17 protein-coding genes are annotated in these 15,085 nt (G+C 53.2%); 5 read left to right on the top strand and 12 right to left on the bottom strand.

What is annotated here, in order from left to right; translation table 11 throughout:
• Nucleotides 1-52 precede the first annotated feature (52 nt).
• From ccsB to KNP75_RS05765, 6 genes are all read right to left on the bottom strand, one after another.
• On the bottom strand, nt 53-1,237 hold the full coding sequence (gene ccsB / locus KNP75_RS05790; protein ID WP_215190015.1) for a c-type cytochrome biogenesis protein CcsB: 1,185 nt from the start codon (nt 1,235-1,237) through the stop codon (nt 53-55).
• A complete protein-coding gene (gene resB / locus KNP75_RS05785; protein ID WP_233004336.1) occupies nt 1,237-2,784 on the bottom strand; it encodes a cytochrome c biogenesis protein ResB in 1,548 nt (515 codons plus the stop codon). The genes ccsB and resB overlap by 1 nt, the downstream gene beginning before the upstream one ends.
• Nucleotides 2,785-2,803: 19 nt before the next feature.
• The gene (locus tag KNP75_RS05780) at nt 2,804-3,385 is read right to left on the bottom strand and encodes a redoxin domain-containing protein (RefSeq protein WP_034777847.1); all 582 of its coding nucleotides are present in this window, start codon (nt 3,383-3,385) and stop codon (nt 2,804-2,806) included.
• A gap of 136 nt (nt 3,386-3,521) precedes the next feature.
• Nucleotides 3,522-4,280, bottom strand: coding sequence for a pseudouridine synthase (locus KNP75_RS05775; protein WP_029595326.1), 759 nt, complete (start codon nt 4,278-4,280; stop codon nt 3,522-3,524).
• Entirely contained in the window at nt 4,281-4,874 is a 594-nt protein-coding gene (scpB, locus tag KNP75_RS05770) for an SMC-Scp complex subunit ScpB (RefSeq protein ID WP_215190014.1), read from the bottom strand.
• Entirely contained in the window at nt 4,852-5,619 is a 768-nt protein-coding gene (locus KNP75_RS05765; protein WP_029595324.1) for a segregation and condensation protein A, read from the bottom strand. Before KNP75_RS05765 ends, scpB begins: the two co-directional genes overlap by 23 nt.
• Before the next feature lie 78 nt (nt 5,620-5,697).
• Between KNP75_RS05765 and KNP75_RS05760 the strand changes: the two genes are divergently transcribed.
• A complete protein-coding gene (locus KNP75_RS05760; RefSeq protein ID WP_214753186.1) occupies nt 5,698-6,168 on the top strand; it encodes a DUF309 domain-containing protein in 471 nt (156 codons plus the stop codon).
• 12 nt (nt 6,169-6,180) lie between these two features.
• On the opposite strand, the gene KNP75_RS05755 is transcribed toward KNP75_RS05760, so the two are convergent.
• The 6 genes from KNP75_RS05755 to xerD form a co-directional block, all read right to left on the bottom strand.
• Nucleotides 6,181-6,537: a GNAT family N-acetyltransferase gene (locus KNP75_RS05755; RefSeq protein ID WP_034777852.1), complete on the bottom strand. Its 357-nt coding sequence runs from the start codon at nt 6,535-6,537 to the stop codon at nt 6,181-6,183.
• Nucleotides 6,538-6,626: 89 nt separating this feature from the next.
• Nucleotides 6,627-7,067, bottom strand: coding sequence for a peptidylprolyl isomerase (locus tag KNP75_RS05750; protein WP_029334855.1), 441 nt, complete (start codon nt 7,065-7,067; stop codon nt 6,627-6,629).
• Between the two features lie 114 nt (nt 7,068-7,181).
• Entirely contained in the window at nt 7,182-8,483 is a 1,302-nt protein-coding gene (locus tag KNP75_RS05745; protein WP_034777853.1) for a pyrimidine-nucleoside phosphorylase, read from the bottom strand.
• 28 nt (nt 8,484-8,511) lie between these two features.
• Nucleotides 8,512-9,321 carry a purine-nucleoside phosphorylase gene (locus KNP75_RS05740; RefSeq protein ID WP_034777854.1) on the bottom strand — a complete coding sequence of 270 codons (810 nt, stop codon included), beginning with the start codon at nt 9,319-9,321 and terminating at the stop codon, nt 8,512-8,514.
• Between the two features lie 13 nt (nt 9,322-9,334).
• Nucleotides 9,335-10,501: a phosphopentomutase gene (gene deoB, locus KNP75_RS05735; RefSeq protein WP_215190013.1), complete on the bottom strand. Its 1,167-nt coding sequence runs from the start codon at nt 10,499-10,501 to the stop codon at nt 9,335-9,337.
• 23 nt (nt 10,502-10,524) lie between these two features.
• Entirely contained in the window at nt 10,525-11,409 is an 885-nt protein-coding gene (xerD, locus tag KNP75_RS05730) for a site-specific tyrosine recombinase XerD (RefSeq protein ID WP_034777856.1), read from the bottom strand.
• A gap of 225 nt (nt 11,410-11,634) precedes the next feature.
• Here xerD and KNP75_RS05725 point away from each other — a divergent pair, with 225 nt between their 5' ends.
• From KNP75_RS05725 to KNP75_RS05710, 4 genes are read left to right on the top strand one after another with little or no spacing between them, the layout of a single operon-like run.
• Complete coding sequence (locus KNP75_RS05725; protein WP_215190012.1) at nt 11,635-12,627, top strand: ROK family transcriptional regulator; 993 nt, start codon at nt 11,635-11,637, stop codon at nt 12,625-12,627.
• An 11-nt stretch (nt 12,628-12,638) separates the two neighbouring features.
• A complete protein-coding gene (locus tag KNP75_RS05720) occupies nt 12,639-13,820 on the top strand; it encodes an MFS transporter (protein ID WP_215190011.1) in 1,182 nt (393 codons plus the stop codon).
• The gene (locus KNP75_RS05715) at nt 13,817-14,197 is read left to right on the top strand and encodes a VOC family protein (RefSeq protein ID WP_214797221.1); all 381 of its coding nucleotides are present in this window, start codon (nt 13,817-13,819) and stop codon (nt 14,195-14,197) included. The genes KNP75_RS05720 and KNP75_RS05715 overlap by 4 nt, the downstream gene beginning before the upstream one ends.
• Before the next feature lie 12 nt (nt 14,198-14,209).
• On the top strand, nt 14,210-15,046 hold the full coding sequence (locus tag KNP75_RS05710) for a Cof-type HAD-IIB family hydrolase (protein WP_215190010.1): 837 nt from the start codon (nt 14,210-14,212) through the stop codon (nt 15,044-15,046).
• Nucleotides 15,047-15,085 lie beyond the last annotated feature (39 nt).

Genomic DNA, 15,085 nt, shown 5'->3' with positions numbered 1-15,085 from the left:
CGGTCAGTTGACAGCGGCGTAAAAAAAGAAGCCACCGAAGTGACTTCTTTTTTTACGCATATGAGTGCAAACCTGCGATGACGAGGTTGACGAACACCAAGTTGAACATGATGACGGCGAAGCCGCCGACACATAACCAAGCGGCTTTTGTTCCCGTCCAACCACGTTGGATGCGCATATGCAAATAGTAGATATAGATGAGCATCGTGATGAGCGCCCACACTTCTTTCGGGTCCCAGCCCCAGAAACGGTTCCAGGCGATTTGCGCCCAAATCATCGCGAAGATGAGTCCACCGAGGATGAACACCGGCAAGCCAATGGCGATCGACCGGTAACTGATCTCGTCGGCGAGATCGAGGTCGACTTTTTTCGCAAGCGGTTGAAGCGCCTCGGCAATCCGTTTTCGCAAGATGACGAAACGAAGCAGTACATAAATCACGACGCCGGCGATGACCGACCAAATGAGCGTGTTCAACTTCAATGTATTGATGAACGTCGGTAACTCAAGTGACAGTCCGCTCGAACCAGAGAGAAGCTGAGCCCCTTCCGGCACGAACAACATCGGCATGAAGTATTCATACGACTCTTGTGTCCCGCGGTCGTTCGTGAACTCGACCACGCCACCGGCACCGATTGCCTTGAAGAGCATCGAGACGAGAATGAAGCCGAGCGTGCACATGAGGACGAACATCGTAATCTCAAGCCACGTTCGTGACTTCGACTGTTCTCGCATCGACGTCTCATTCAATAAGAAAATGAGACCTGAGGCGAAGCTGATGGCGAGAATTCCTTGGCCGAGCGCGGCCGTCGTGACGTGAATTTTCAACCAGACACTGTTCAAGGCCGGGATAAGCGGTGCCACTTCGCTCGAGAACATCGAAGCGAAAGCGATGACGAGAAGCGCCACCGGCATGGCGAACAAGCCAAGCACGTCATTTTTATAAATCCCGTACACGACGAGGAACCCGAGCACCATCATCATGCCGAAGAACGTCGTGTATTCGTACAGGTTCGATACCGGTGCATAACCGACCCCGACCCAACGTAAAATAAAATATGTCATTTGAGCGATGAAGCCGATGACGGCCGAAATGAACGCATATTTGCCGTAGGCGATACGGTTGACGTTTCGGCCTTTGCGCATCCCGCTGACCGCGATCGTGAATAACACGGTCGCGACAGCGTAAAGGATGAACGCGATAAAGAGCAAACGACTGCTCCACTGAATCCACTCCATTATGATTCCCCTCTTTCATTGGTTGAGTTGTCGTCCGTCTTTTTTTCAAACCGTGCCTGATCTTCCCAGATCGGCAGGCCATTTTTCTCTAGGAGCGGTGTAATTTCGCGATTGAGCGAGGACGGATTCTTGTTGGTGAAACCAGCGACGAGCACGTCCGTCTCATTGTGTCGGCGAATCCAGATACGACGGTGCGGCCAATACATCCCCATGACAATTCCAATCATGAAGATGACTCCACCGACAATCAAGATCGGATACGTCGAGTCACTCTTGACGCGTAGACCACTCGTACTTGCCATCTCCGTACCAGCGAACTGGAACGCATAGCGATTATCTTCATCGGCCACGTTTAAACGAATTCCAATCAAATTCGATTCCGTCGTGCCGTCTGGTGTGTCAATCGCCATGAAGAAGGCCGGGTTAAGCGCCCGTGGCGATTTCGTGTTCGGTTGACCGTCCTTGACCTCAAAGTCCGGATACAGGTCGTTCAGTTTGACCGTGACGTCTCCGAGGTCATACGTCGTCTCCGGGTTCGTCAAATCGACCGTGAACGGTCCATACACATCACCTGTCTCTTTATCGGCAACGTTAAAGGACATCGACAAGAATTCCGGGCGACTTGAATACTGTTCTTGATACACTTCGTACTTTTCAAACTTGAACGGATGGTTCACTTTCGTCGAACCGGTATCGACTTCCTCGAGTTGCGGCGATCCGTCCTCGTTCGTTCCGGTCTTCTTGAACAGCGTCAATTCCGTCTCATAGTTTTTTGGGACTGCGCCCGCTTTCTCGATTGCCTCGGCAAATTTCGCATCTTCCGCGTTATTTTCCGGATCATACATCTCTAAGATGAATTGATCGTTGCGAAGATAATATTCATCATCCGTCGCTTCGAGCGGAACTGTATCGCCTTCGCGCACCCATTCGAGCGTATCCGTATGGAATGCCGGGAAAACGCGAAGCATCGCCCCGATGAAGAAGATGACGAGCCCGATGTGATTGACGTATGGACCCCAGCGCCCGAACCGATATTTCTCGGCGAGTAAGGCATCCCCGTCACGCTTCACTTGATAACGCTTGGCTTTTAAAGCCTCTCCGAACGCATCGATTTGTTCGTCCGTCCCTTTTCCCTCACCAATCAAACGTTGACCGCGCATGAAGCGATCGGTTCGTCGGACCGGTTGAAATTTCAACGCTTTATACAGCGGGAAAAATCGATCAATCGATACAACGATGAGCGATAACGTCAGCATCACGATCAACGTGATGTACCACCACGATGTATAGAGGTTGTGGAATCCTAGCGTATAGTAAATCGTACCCGGTGTCCCGTACTCGTCCGTGTAATACTGGCTCGCCGGCAACTGTTGCGGAATATACATCTCTTGCGGGAAAATCGTTCCGATCGCCGACCCGACGATGATGAGCCCGATGAGCCATAGACCGACCTTGACCGATGCAAAAAAGCTCCACACCCGGTCAATCCATGACCGTGGACGGCGCTTCGATCGTAAATCGGCGCCGTCGTATTTCATATCTAGCATTTGTGCGCCCCCCGTTCGCTTACAATGACTTCTCGGCCAACTCCATCAGTTTCTCTTTCGTGAGTTCACCTTCGTACTTTTCAATCACTTTGCCGTCGGCATCGATGACGAACGTGACCGGCAAGTTATAAATCCCGTACGCCTTCTCGACTTCGCTGCGCGTGTCCATCAAAATCGGATAGTCGAGCTTGACGCCTAGGTCGTTCACGAAATTATCGACTCGAAGCGGTGTCTCGCCGACGTTAACCGCCCAAAAATCGACGCCCATGTCTTGGAGTGCGGCATAGTTGTCCTGGACGACCGGCATCTCTTTCTCACACGGTTCACAGAATGTGCCCCAGAAGTTCAAGAGCAACCCTTTACCGTCGTATGTGTCACGCTCGACCATCGTCGTCCCGTCAAGACTGACGAGCTTGAAGTTCGGCGCATCGTCACCGGCCTCGACACGTCCGTCGTTGCCGGCTTGTTCAAATAATTGCATGATAACGACCGCTCCTGCGAACAGGACCATCGTCATGATCATGAGCCGCCAAAATGACCGTTTTTTCTTATGGGCCATCGCCTGGTTCATGCGATCACCCGACTTTGTTTCTTTCGTCATGAGTTCACACCATCCTTCAGTTGTTATTGTACTGAAAAAACACCAAAAACGCACATTAACAGACTTTTTTCATCTTTTTGTCACACAATCTCCACAAAATAAAAAATCATCCTATCTCAGGACGATTTTTTAGTTGTTATTTTTTCTTTTTCTTGCCTCGTTGTACGGGTGGTACCGTCGGGTTGGCAAGCTCACGTAGCTTCGATACTTCCTTGCGTGACAGTTCACGCCATTCGCCCGTCGTGAGACCGTCGAGCGTCAAGAAACCGAACTGTTCGCGTTTCAGTTTGATGACTTCTGAACCGACTGCTTCGAGCATGCGGCGGATTTGACGGTTATGGCCTTCCGAGATGACGATTTCTAAGATGGCCGAGTTTTTCTTATGGTCGACCGTCTTCATCTTCACTTGGGCGCTACCCGTCTTGTAGCCGTCATCGAGTTCGACACCCGACTCGAGTTGTTTGATCGCGATATACGAAGGAATGTTCTTCACTTTCGCGACATAACGTTTTGGGATCTTGAACTTCGGGTGGGTCATCATGTTCGAGAACTCACCGTCATTCGTTAAAATGATGAGTCCCGTCGTGTTATAGTCGAGACGTCCGACCGGGAAGACACGCGATCCAGGCGGTACGAGATCGGTGATGACTTTCCGTCCTTTATCGTCTTCGACCGTCGAGACGTAACCGCTCGGCTTATAGAGCACATAATAAACATGCTCTTCTTGTTCGATTTTCACACCGTCGACCTCGACTTCAGACTTTGGACCGACTTTCGTACCGAGTTCGCGCACGACTTTCCCGTTGACGCGCACCCGTCCATCTAAAATCATTTCTTCGGCTTTACGCCGTGAGGCGACACCTGCTTGGGCAATCACTTTTTGTAAACGTTCCATTTATTCATTCTCCAATCTATCTTGCGTAATCGCAGACGGCTGGCCGAAGAACAAATCGCCTTCGTCCGAGAGCTCGTCTTCAAACGTTAATGGGGGCAATTCATCGAGTGAATTGAATCCAAAATGGTCCAGGAAATGTTCGGTCGTCCGGTATAACTTAGCCCGGCCGATCGTCTTGGCCCGGCCGGCCGCTTCAATCAATCCTTTAGACAACAGCGTATGGATGACACGTTCGACTTTGACGCCCCGGACTTCCTCGATATCGGCCCGGGTGACCGGTTGCTTGTACGCGATGATGACGAGCGTCTCCATCGCGGCACGTGATAACGCCTGTTCGGCCATCGTGCCGACGTAGCGTTGAATGTACTCCGACACTTCAGGAATCGTCACGAGCTTATACACGCCCGCGGATTCAATCAGTTGGAACGGACGACCCGAATCTTTGAACGATGTTTCTAGTTTGCTCAACTGTTCGCGGGCAGCGGCTTCCGAAATGTCGAGCGTGTCCGCGAGGGCCCGCACTTCCATTCCTTCTTCGCCGACGACGAACAATAGACTCTCAATAATCGTTTCATAAGACAGCAACGGCTTCATCCCTTTCCTTTGACGATTCGACGAACGAGATTTGAATGTCTCGCTCTTCCTGTTTGGTCGTAACAACGCGCAACTTGATCAATTCGAGTAGCGCCATGAACGTGACGACAAGGTCCGACACATCGGGACGTTCCTCAAAAAACGAGAAGAACGATGTTGTCCGCTTTGCCGAGACGTGATCGTGCAACCGTGTCATCTGTTCTTCAAGCGTCCGTTCTTCACGTTTGATCGTCTTTTTGCGACGCTCTTTCCACCGCTTGCGTTCGACCATTTTCGAATAGGCGTGCAATAAGTCCGCAAAGTTGAGTGGACCGTCATACGGCTGGACGAGGTCGGACATGTAGCGCGTCAAATCCTCACCGGGACGGCTATACAGTTCGAGGCGAGACTCTTCTTGCTCGCGCATGAATACGACCGCTTCTTTATACGCCTTATATTCAATCAACTGTCGAATCAACCCTTCTCGGGTCGGTTCTTCCCCAAAGTCGGGAATGTCATCTTCTTCAACTGGAACCGGTGGCAACAGTTGCTTGCTCTTCAATTGGAGCAACGTCGCCGCCATGACCAAATATTCACTGGCCACATCGAGTTCAAATTTTTGCATCGTCCGGATATAGGCGACATACTGATCCGTGACCTCGGAGACAGAGATGTCTGCGATGTCGAGCTCCATTTTTCCGATCAAGTGGAGCAACAGGTCAAGCGGGCCTTCGAACGTATCGATTTTGACGTTGTACGCTTCCATAGAGACACCTGCCATTTACATTTTTGCGCTTTAGTATAACATGTTTTGTAGTACCGTGACCACGAAAGGAGAAATTTGATGTCGACGCCTTTTATCCAGTATACGCTCTTATTTGAATGTCATGCCGATTATTTCGAGTGCCATGAAGTGCTTGAAGAAGCATGGCAGGACGGGGGGCGAGAGGATCTCGGTTACGCCGCCTTGATTCAATACGCCGTTGCCCACTACCATGCCCGTCGCGGTAACACGCCCGGTGCAAAAAAGAGTATCGCAGCGTTACAGCAGAAGCTCACGTTGGCCGTGACCGAACTCGAAGCCCTCGGGATCGATACCGCGACGTTTGCCCGTGACTTGCAGCGTTGGCCGCTCCCGGAGGCGCTTCCGCTCAATGAAGCGACACGACAACGCATCGAGCGTTTGAAGCCCGCCTTCGAACCGACCACTTTGACGTTTGACGAGCTCGTCCATAAACATATGTATCGAGACCGGACACCCGTCGTCACCGAACGGCTCCGGGCGCTCGAGGCACGTAAAAAAGCTAGGCGCTGAGCCTAGCTTTTTTTAAATGACGACTTGGTTCCATTTATCGAGCAGGTCACCGGTTTTGCCTTGACCGACAAGCGTCAAGTCGAGTGGCAATAAGTTCCGGGTCTCATCGAGCAATTCGTAAGAACGCTTCTCGCCGCGGAACGACGGAGACAGCGCGATATGATGGATGAACATCGTCGTCTCTTGTTGCTCCATCCCGATGATCCCGACGAAGTCTTCCCCGACTCTCCACAGATAGAGGAATTTGGCAGGGTCTTCTTCGTAGGATCGGACGAGTTCGAGCAAGGCGAGCGGAGATTTGTCGCTACATGAGAACGCGAGCAAGCCCATCGCCGTCTTTTCGTACGATTGTTTGTATTTCACCAGCATTGCTGGTTTCACCACCTTTAGTCATTCATGTTTCACTAAGTGAACACGTGAGAGACATGGCTCATTGTGCCATAACGTTCAGGCAGAAATCAATTCTCGTCCCAAACTTTAACTTCGGCCATCTTCGTGCCTTGACGAAGTTTGACCGCGTGCTCAAGGCCAGACGTCACTTTTCCGAAGACCGTGTGGACACCGTCGAGATGTGGTTGTGGCTCATGGACGATGAAGAACTGTGACGAGCCCGTGTTGCGTCCGGCGTGTGCCATTGAAAGCGAACCCGCTTCATGTTTGTATGGGAACGATGTCGATGTCTCACATGGGATCGTCTTGCCTGAACCACCCATGCCTGTCCCGTCTGGGCAGCCGCCTTGGCTGACGAAACCTGGGATGACCCGGTGGAACGTCAAACCGTTATAGAAGCCGCTGTTCGCGAGCTCCTCGAAGTTGTCGACCGTGATTGGTGCCGCATCGTGGAACAAGTCGAATTCGATCATTTCGCCGTTCTCTAATTTCATAGATCCTTTTTTCATGAAAAGTTACCCCTTTATGTTCATATTGTCATTCTCACTCACACATTGCCCATTCTATCAAAAAAAACCGTCTGTCTCCACTATTTTGTGGAAACAGACGTTCTGACTTGCCGCTTACTGGATGACGGCGTGGACGAGTGGACGCGCTGTCGGCTCTGTCGCACCGATCGTGTACGCGTGGTCCATCCGCTCGAGCGCAGATGTCATGTCTTCTTTATTCGAACGGAGCACGGCGATCACGTCACCGGCCTCGACCTTGTCACCGACTTTCTTCTCGAGCGTGATACCGGCCGCGAAGTCGAGCTGATCATCTTTTGTCGCCCGACCTGCGCCGAGGAGCATCGCTGCCACACCGACTTCGTCAGCGATAATCGACTCGACGTAACCCGCTTGTTTCGCGACGAACGTCGTCTCATACTTCGCTTGCGGAAGTTTCGACAAGTCATCGACGAGCGACGCGTCGCCACCTTGTGCCGCTACGAACTGACGGAACACTTCGAGGGCATGACCGTCGGCCATCCGTTTCTCAAGGTCAGCATACGCCTCCTCGAACGTCTGATAGAACTCGCCGAGTACTGCCATATGGCCGGCAATCGTGAGGGCAATCGTCTTCAAGTCGGTCACGTCTTTGCCCGAGAGGACTTCAATCGCTTCTTTCACTTCATTGGCGTTCCCGATTTCGAAACCAAGCGGCTGGTCCATATCCGTGATGACGGCGACCGTCTTACGGCCGACGTTCTTACCGATGGCGACCATCTCTTCAGCGAGCGCTTTCGCGTCGTCGAACGACTTCATGAACGCGCCTGAACCCGTCTTGACGTCAAGGACGATGCTGTCGGCACCGGCCGCGATCTTCTTCGACATGATCGAGCTCGCGATGAGCGGGATTGAATCGACCGTCGCTGTCACGTCACGGAGTGCGTAAAGACGTTTGTCGGCAGGCGTCAAGTTGCCTGTCTGACCGATGATTGACATCTTGATGTCGTTTACTTGCTTCGTGAACTGTTCTTCCGTCAACTCGACGTTGAAGCCAGGGAACGATTCGAGCTTATCGATCGTCCCGCCCGTGTGGCCGAGACCACGACCACTCATCTTCGCGACCGGAATACCGATTGACGCGACGAGCGGAGCGACGATTAAGCTGATTTTGTCACCGACGCCGCCAGTCGAGTGTTTATCGACTTTTTTACCTTGGATGTTCGACAAATCGATGACGTCACCAGACTTGACCATCTCCATCGTCAGGGCCGCCGTCTCTTTCTCTGTCATGCCGTTAAAGTAAATCGCCATCGAAAGGGCTGACATCTGATAATCAGGAATCGTCTCGTTCGTGAAGCCTTCGACGATGAAACGAATCTCCTCTTCGTTCAATTCGCCACCGTTACGTTTTTTCAAAATCAAATCGACCATGCGCATAAGTTTCGTCCTCCTAGTTGGGTAGTGGTTACATGCTTTGAATCGTGCCGCGTACGAGTGAAAGGAAGTCTTGGCGGACGCGTTCTGTCGTCTCGATGACTTCTTCATGGTTGAGCGGTTGATCTAAAATTCCGGCTGCCATGTTCGACACGCACGAGATGCCGAGCACTCGCATATCTGAGTGACGGGCCACGATGACTTCAGGCACCGTCGACATGCCGACGACGTCGCCTCCGAGCAGGCGAGCCATCTTGACTTCGGCCGGTGTCTCGTATGTCGGACCCGTGTTCCCGAAGTAGACGCCTTTTTGAACAGAAAGTCCAAGTTTTGTGGCGACGCCTTCCGTCAATGTGACGAGCTCTTTATCGTACGCTTCTGACATGTCCGGGAAACGTGTTCCGAAGTCGCTCGCGTTCTTACCGATGAGAGGGCTCGTACCGAAGAAGTTGATGTGATCCGTAATGATCATCAAGTCCCCTGGGTTGAACGACTCGTTGCAAGCACCGGCCGCATTCGTGACGATGAGCGTCTCGACACCAATCAATTTGAGGACGCGGACCGGGAACGTCACTTGTTCCATTGAGTAGCCTTCATAGAAGTGGAACCGTCCTTGCATCGCGACGACGCGTTTTCCTTCGAGGTCCCCGAAGACGAGTTGGCCGGCGTGACCTTCGACGGTCGATACCGGGAAGTGCGGGATGTCCTCATAAGGGATTTTCACCGCGTTCTCGATTTCATCCGCGAGGACGCCGAGACCTGAGCCAAGAATGAGTCCGATTTCTGGTGTTCCGTTCATGCGTTCCTGTAAAAATGCCTTTGTTTCGTTCCAATTTACCATGAGTAATGCCTCCTCAAATTTCGTTTAAGAAACTCTTTCCATGTGCTGGTGCATCGACGTCGAAGTTATCGGCCACTGTGGCGCCGATATCGGCGAACGTTCCGCGGATGCCGAGGTCGACCGCTGTCGAACCGTGATGATGGACGATGAGCGGCACATATTCACGCGTATGGTCCGTTCCTGGTGCCGTCGGGTCGTTCCCGTGGTCGGCCGTGATGATGAGCAAGTCGTCTTCACGCAACTTCTCCATCACTTCCGGCAGACGGGCGTCGTACTCTTCAAGCGCGATCGCATAGCCTTCTGGGTCACGGCGGTGACCGAAGAGTGCGTCAAAGTCGACGAGGTTCAAGAAGCAGAGTCCTTCGAAGTCTTCATCGAGCGATTCGACGAGTTTGTCCATCCCATCCATGTTCGATTTCGTCCGAATCGCTTTCGTGACGCCTTCGCCGTCATAAATGTCGCTGATTTTCCCGAGGGCGATGACATCTTTCCCAGCTGTCTCAAGCGTGTTCATGACCGTCTTGCCGAACGGCTTGAGCGCGTAGTCGTGGCGGTTCGATGTCCGGACCCAAGCGCCAGGTGTTCCGAGGAACGGACGGGCGATAATGCGACCGAGCATGTACGGGTCTTCGCGCGTGATTTCACGGGCGTATTCGCAGATGCGGTACAACTCGTCGAGCGGGACGACTTCTTCGTGCGCCGCGATTTGGAGTACCGAGTCAGCTGATGTATAGACGATCAAGGCACCTGTCTTGACGTGCTCTTCGCCGAGTTCATCCAAGATCTCTGTCCCTGATGCCGGTTTATTGCCGATGATGTCACGTCCACTGAACTCTTTGAGACGATTGATTAGGTCATCCGGGAACTCCTCAAACACGCGGAAAGGCGTATCGATATGAAGGCCCATGATCTCCCAGTGGCCCGTCATCGTGTCTTTCCCAGCCGAGATTTCTTCCATGCGACCGTAGGCGCTCGGTGTCGTCGACACTTCGATGCCGTCGATCGGCTTGATGTTCGACAGCCCGAGGCGGCCCATATTCGGCATGTTCAACCCACCGTGTTCACGAGCGATATGCCCGAGCGTGTCTGAACCGACGTCTCCGAACTGGTCGGCATCTGGGGCTTCCCCAATCCCGACCGAGTCCATGACGACCAAGAAAATACGTTTAAATTTCTTCACAAAAAGTTCCTCCTTTAGTGTCTTTACGCACGCGGATGATGTTTTCGATAGACATCGTGGAGTCGTGCCTTATTGACATGTGTGTAGATTTGAGTCGTGGAGAGGTCAGCATGCCCGAGCATCTGTTGGATGGCCCGAAGATCGGCCCCGTTCTCGAGCAAGTGTGTCGCAAACGAATGACGGAGCACGTGTGGCGTGATCTCTTTTTGGATACCGGCCTCTTTGGCCCGTCGTTTGATCATCTTCCAGAACCCTTGACGGCTGAGCCTTCCGCCGCGCCCGTTCAAGAACAACGCCTCGGTCTCCCGACCGCCGAGCCCGTTGCGGGCCTGTTGGATATAGCGTTCGACAAAACCTTGGGCGACCGATGACACCGGGATGATCCGGGCGCTCTCGCCTTTGCCTTCACACTGTAGATACCCCAATTCGAACTGTAAATCATCCAAATCGAGCCCAAGAAGTTCGCTGACGCGCATCCCCGTGCCGTAGAGCAGTTCGAGCATGGCCCGATCACGGAGCGCGAGCGGGTCTGACGTCGGCACACTGTCGAGCAACCGTTCAACTTCATCTTGAGACCACGTGTCCGGCAGATGCCGTTCCGCTTTCGGCGTCTCCAAATAAAGTGCCGGGTCAGTGGTTGCACCACCTGTCATCTTCAAATGATGATGGAACGTCCGAATCGAACTGACGGCCCGTCGGAGTGATGAAGCAGCCCGACCGGCTTGCGATAACTCTTCCATATGTTTGACGATGTGTGCCCGTGTGACTTCATTCCATTCTGTCACCCCGAGTTGGGTGAGTGTCGATAAGTACTGGGTCAAATCGCTCGCATAGGCTTGTCTCGTGTTCGTGGACATTCGTTTTTCAACCGTCATGTACTGCAAAAATGACTCGACTTGCGAACGCATGACATCCCCCTCCTTCCTCGCTACACCTGAATACGCTTACATCATATCACTTATGTAAACCGTTGTGAAGACGTCTGACCTCATTTTTTTTAAAGCTTTTTTGTGACAGGAATTGGTGAGGTTTTCACGCATATATTTCGATTGAGGGCTTACAAATCTCATCATGATTTGGTACACTCAAGTCGACTTATTAAAATGATTTAAAAAGTTTGAAAGGAGTCGTCCATGGACCAGACCATTACTAATCTGACGGTCGCCGTCAGACGTCAACTCGTCTTATCCGGTCATTCGACCATCGCCGCCATCTCAGAAGCGACCCGGCTCAGTTTTCCGACCGTCAAGAAGCAGTTGGAGCAGTTGATGGAGGCCGGTGAAGTGTTTGAACAAGGTTTTGAGGATTCACGCGGTGGTCGCCCAGCCAAACGTTACATCTATAATGAGCGGTTCACGCACGGATTGACGCTATACGTCGAGAAGTCGGTCGTCCGCTATCGTGTCATCGATAGCATCGGTTCGACGATCGACGACGGGACGCAGGAGATTCTAAACGGGGACCACCTCGGTGCGCTCGGCTCGGTGCTCGACCGACAGTTGGACCGAACCCCCGATATGAGCGCGATCTCCATCGGTGTCGCAGCGGCCGTCGCAGATGGGACGGTCATCTTCGCCCCGGACTATCCGACGTTCGCACACCTCGACTTGAAAAGTTGGGTCGAGTCGCGTTCCAATCGCCCTGCCGTCATCGAGAACGATATGAACGCTGCCGTCTATGGATACGGACACACGCACGAACTCGCCGGTGACCAATCTATCGTCTACATCTATTTAGGAAAGAACGGACCCGGTGCCGGGATTCTCATCAACGGACAGCTCATCCGCGGCAAGACGGGATTCAGCGGGGAAATCTCGTTTTTACCCCTTTACGACGACTCGACGTTTCATAATCGGATGGAGAGCGAGCGAGCGGCCCCGCTTTCGGATTCCGCTTTCGATGCGCTCGGTCGGCTTGTCGCGACGTTCACCGCGACGCTGAATCCGAACGCCATCATTTTTTCGGATGTCGATCTCGTCGATCCTGAGTTGGAGGCAATCAGGCATGCTTGCCAGCGTCACATTCCGGTGGCTCACATGCCAGATCTATTGATTGGCAACTGGGAGGAAGATTATTTTGCAGGCTTGGCTCGACGTTGCGTCGGGTTGATGCTTGAATCAATTTGAAGAGGTGTACCATGACAGGATTTTTATTATTGGCCGTGATTTACATCGCTTTTATCAGTCTCGGTCTGCCCGACGCCTTGCTCGGTGTCGGTTGGCCGTTGATGCACGTCGAGTTCAACGCCCCGATTTCGATGGCCGGATGGATTTTTATGACCATCGCCGCGGGGACGATTTTATCGAGCCTGCTCAGTGGCCGATTGCTCGAACGGTTCGATACGAAACAAGTCACATTCGGCTCCGGGCTCGTGACGGCTCTGTGCCTGCTCGGTTTTTACGCGGCCCCGTCCTTGATTTGGCTGTTTGTCCTATCGATTCCGCTCGGACTTGGCGCCGGCGCGGTCGATGCCGCGCTCAACCATTACGTCGCGGAAAACTATAAGGCGCACCATATGAACTGGCTCCATTGTTTTTGGGGCGTCGGAGCGACGGGCGGACCGCTCGTCATGGCCGGCGTCTTGACGGAGAACGGTTGGCGCGATGGCTATTTGATTGTCGCGTTGATTCAGTTCGCGCTCGCCTTCATCTTGCTCCTGTCGTTCCCGCTCTGGAAGCGCGAAGTCAAAACGGAACCCTCCTCGCTCGAACGACAAGAGACGGCCGTGACCGCGCTCGATCGAAAACTGCCGAAAGGCGTCTCGTATGCACTAGCCACGTTCCTGCTTTATTGCGGCATTGAAGCGCTCATCGGACTGTGGGCCAGCAGTTACCTCGTCCAGATGAAACAGTTTTCGGTCGCGACGGCCGCGACGTGGGTATCGATCTATTACGGCAGCATCACGCTCGGGCGTTTCTTGAGCGGGTTCCTGTCATTCCGCTTCACGAATCGACAGATGATCCGACTCGGGCAAACCCTCGCCTTAATCGGTAGCCTCGTATTTCTCATTCCGACGACTGAAACCATGTTGATCGGCTTAATTTGTATCGGTCTCGGGCTAGCTCCGATTTATCCGAGCATGCTCCATGAGACGCCGCAGCGGTTCGGTGCGGAACGGGCCAAACGCTTGATGGGCTTCCAGATGGCGTTCGCCTACACGGGCAGCACGTTCCTGCCACCGCTATTCGGTCTCGTCGTGTCCCAGACATCGCTCGGTCTATTTCCGCTCGTGGCCGTTTTGATCATGGTCGGGATGCTCTTGAACACGGAACGCTTGAATGTCATCATGCAGCAACAATCAAAGGAGGAACCCACATGAAGATCGAACACGTCGCCCTCTGGGTGAACGAGCTTGAACAGATGCGCCGTTTTTATGAGACGTATCTCGGGGCAACGGCGAACGACAAGTATACGAACGAACAGAAACAGTTCGAATCGTATTTCCTGACGTTCCCTGATTCGACGTGCCGACTCGAGTTGATGCGCCGCCCGGACATCCAAGGCACACCTCGTGAAACGGTTGGCTACGCACATATCGCGTTCGCGCTTGGCAGCAAAGCAGCGGTCGACACGTTGACGCGACGGCTCGAGGCCGACGGCTACCCACTCGTCGATGGTCCGCGGACGACCGGGGACGGCTATTACGAGAGCGTCTTCCTCGATCCAGAACAAAACAAACTCGAATTGACCATATAAGGAGACGACACCATGATCAAAGCCATCTTATTAGACCTCGACGGAACGCTATTGAACGATCAAAAACTCATCTCACCCCAAACGAAACAGACGCTCCTCGATTTGCAGGACGAGGGTGTCAAAGTCGTCCTCGCCTCGGGCCGACCGAAACGGGGCATCGAACCGTTCGCCGACGAGCTCCGACTCCACGAGTATGGCGGTCTCCTCGTGTCCTCGAACGGGGCATGTGTGACCGATGCCAGAACGAACGAGACGCTGTTCGAACAGGCCATCGATCAGGACGACGCGATTGCCATCTTGGATCATTTGACCGGATTCGACGTCATCCCGATGATCAATGACGAGACGTATATGTACGTCAATGACGTCTTCAGCGGCATGCTCGAGTTAAATGGTAAGCCGTTCAATATCATCGAATATGAGTCGCGCGGCGGACGGTTCCAATTGCGGGAAGAGCCGCGACTCGCCGACGCCATCACCTTCCCGATCTATAAAATCCTCGTCGCCGGACAGCCGGACTATCTACAGGCCCATGCCGACTTGCTCGCCGGACCGTTCACGGACCGCGTGACGGGCATGTTCACGGCAGCCATGTACTATGAGTTCACGGATCTCGGCATCGACAAGGCCCGGGCACTCGATCACGTGTTCCGGGAGATTGGGATTGACCGCGAGCACGTCATCGCGTTCGGGGACGGCCATAACGACCGCTCCATCATCGAGTATGCCGGCATCGGGGTCGCGATGGACAACGCCGTCAAAGACATCAAGGCTATTGCGAACGAAATCACGCTGTCGAACAATCACGATGGCATCGCCACCGTCTTGTCCCGTTATTTGACGACGTGACGACATACAAAAGACAGGCAGCCTTTAAGAGGCTGCCTG

The sequence above is a fragment of the Exiguobacterium sp. s6 genome (genome assembly GCF_018618155.1).
Lineage (GTDB): Bacteria > Bacillota > Bacilli > Exiguobacteriales > Exiguobacteriaceae > Exiguobacterium > Exiguobacterium mexicanum_A.
The sequence above is the reverse complement of the archived record's forward strand: the minus strand, read 5'-3'. Positions and strand labels throughout refer to the sequence as shown.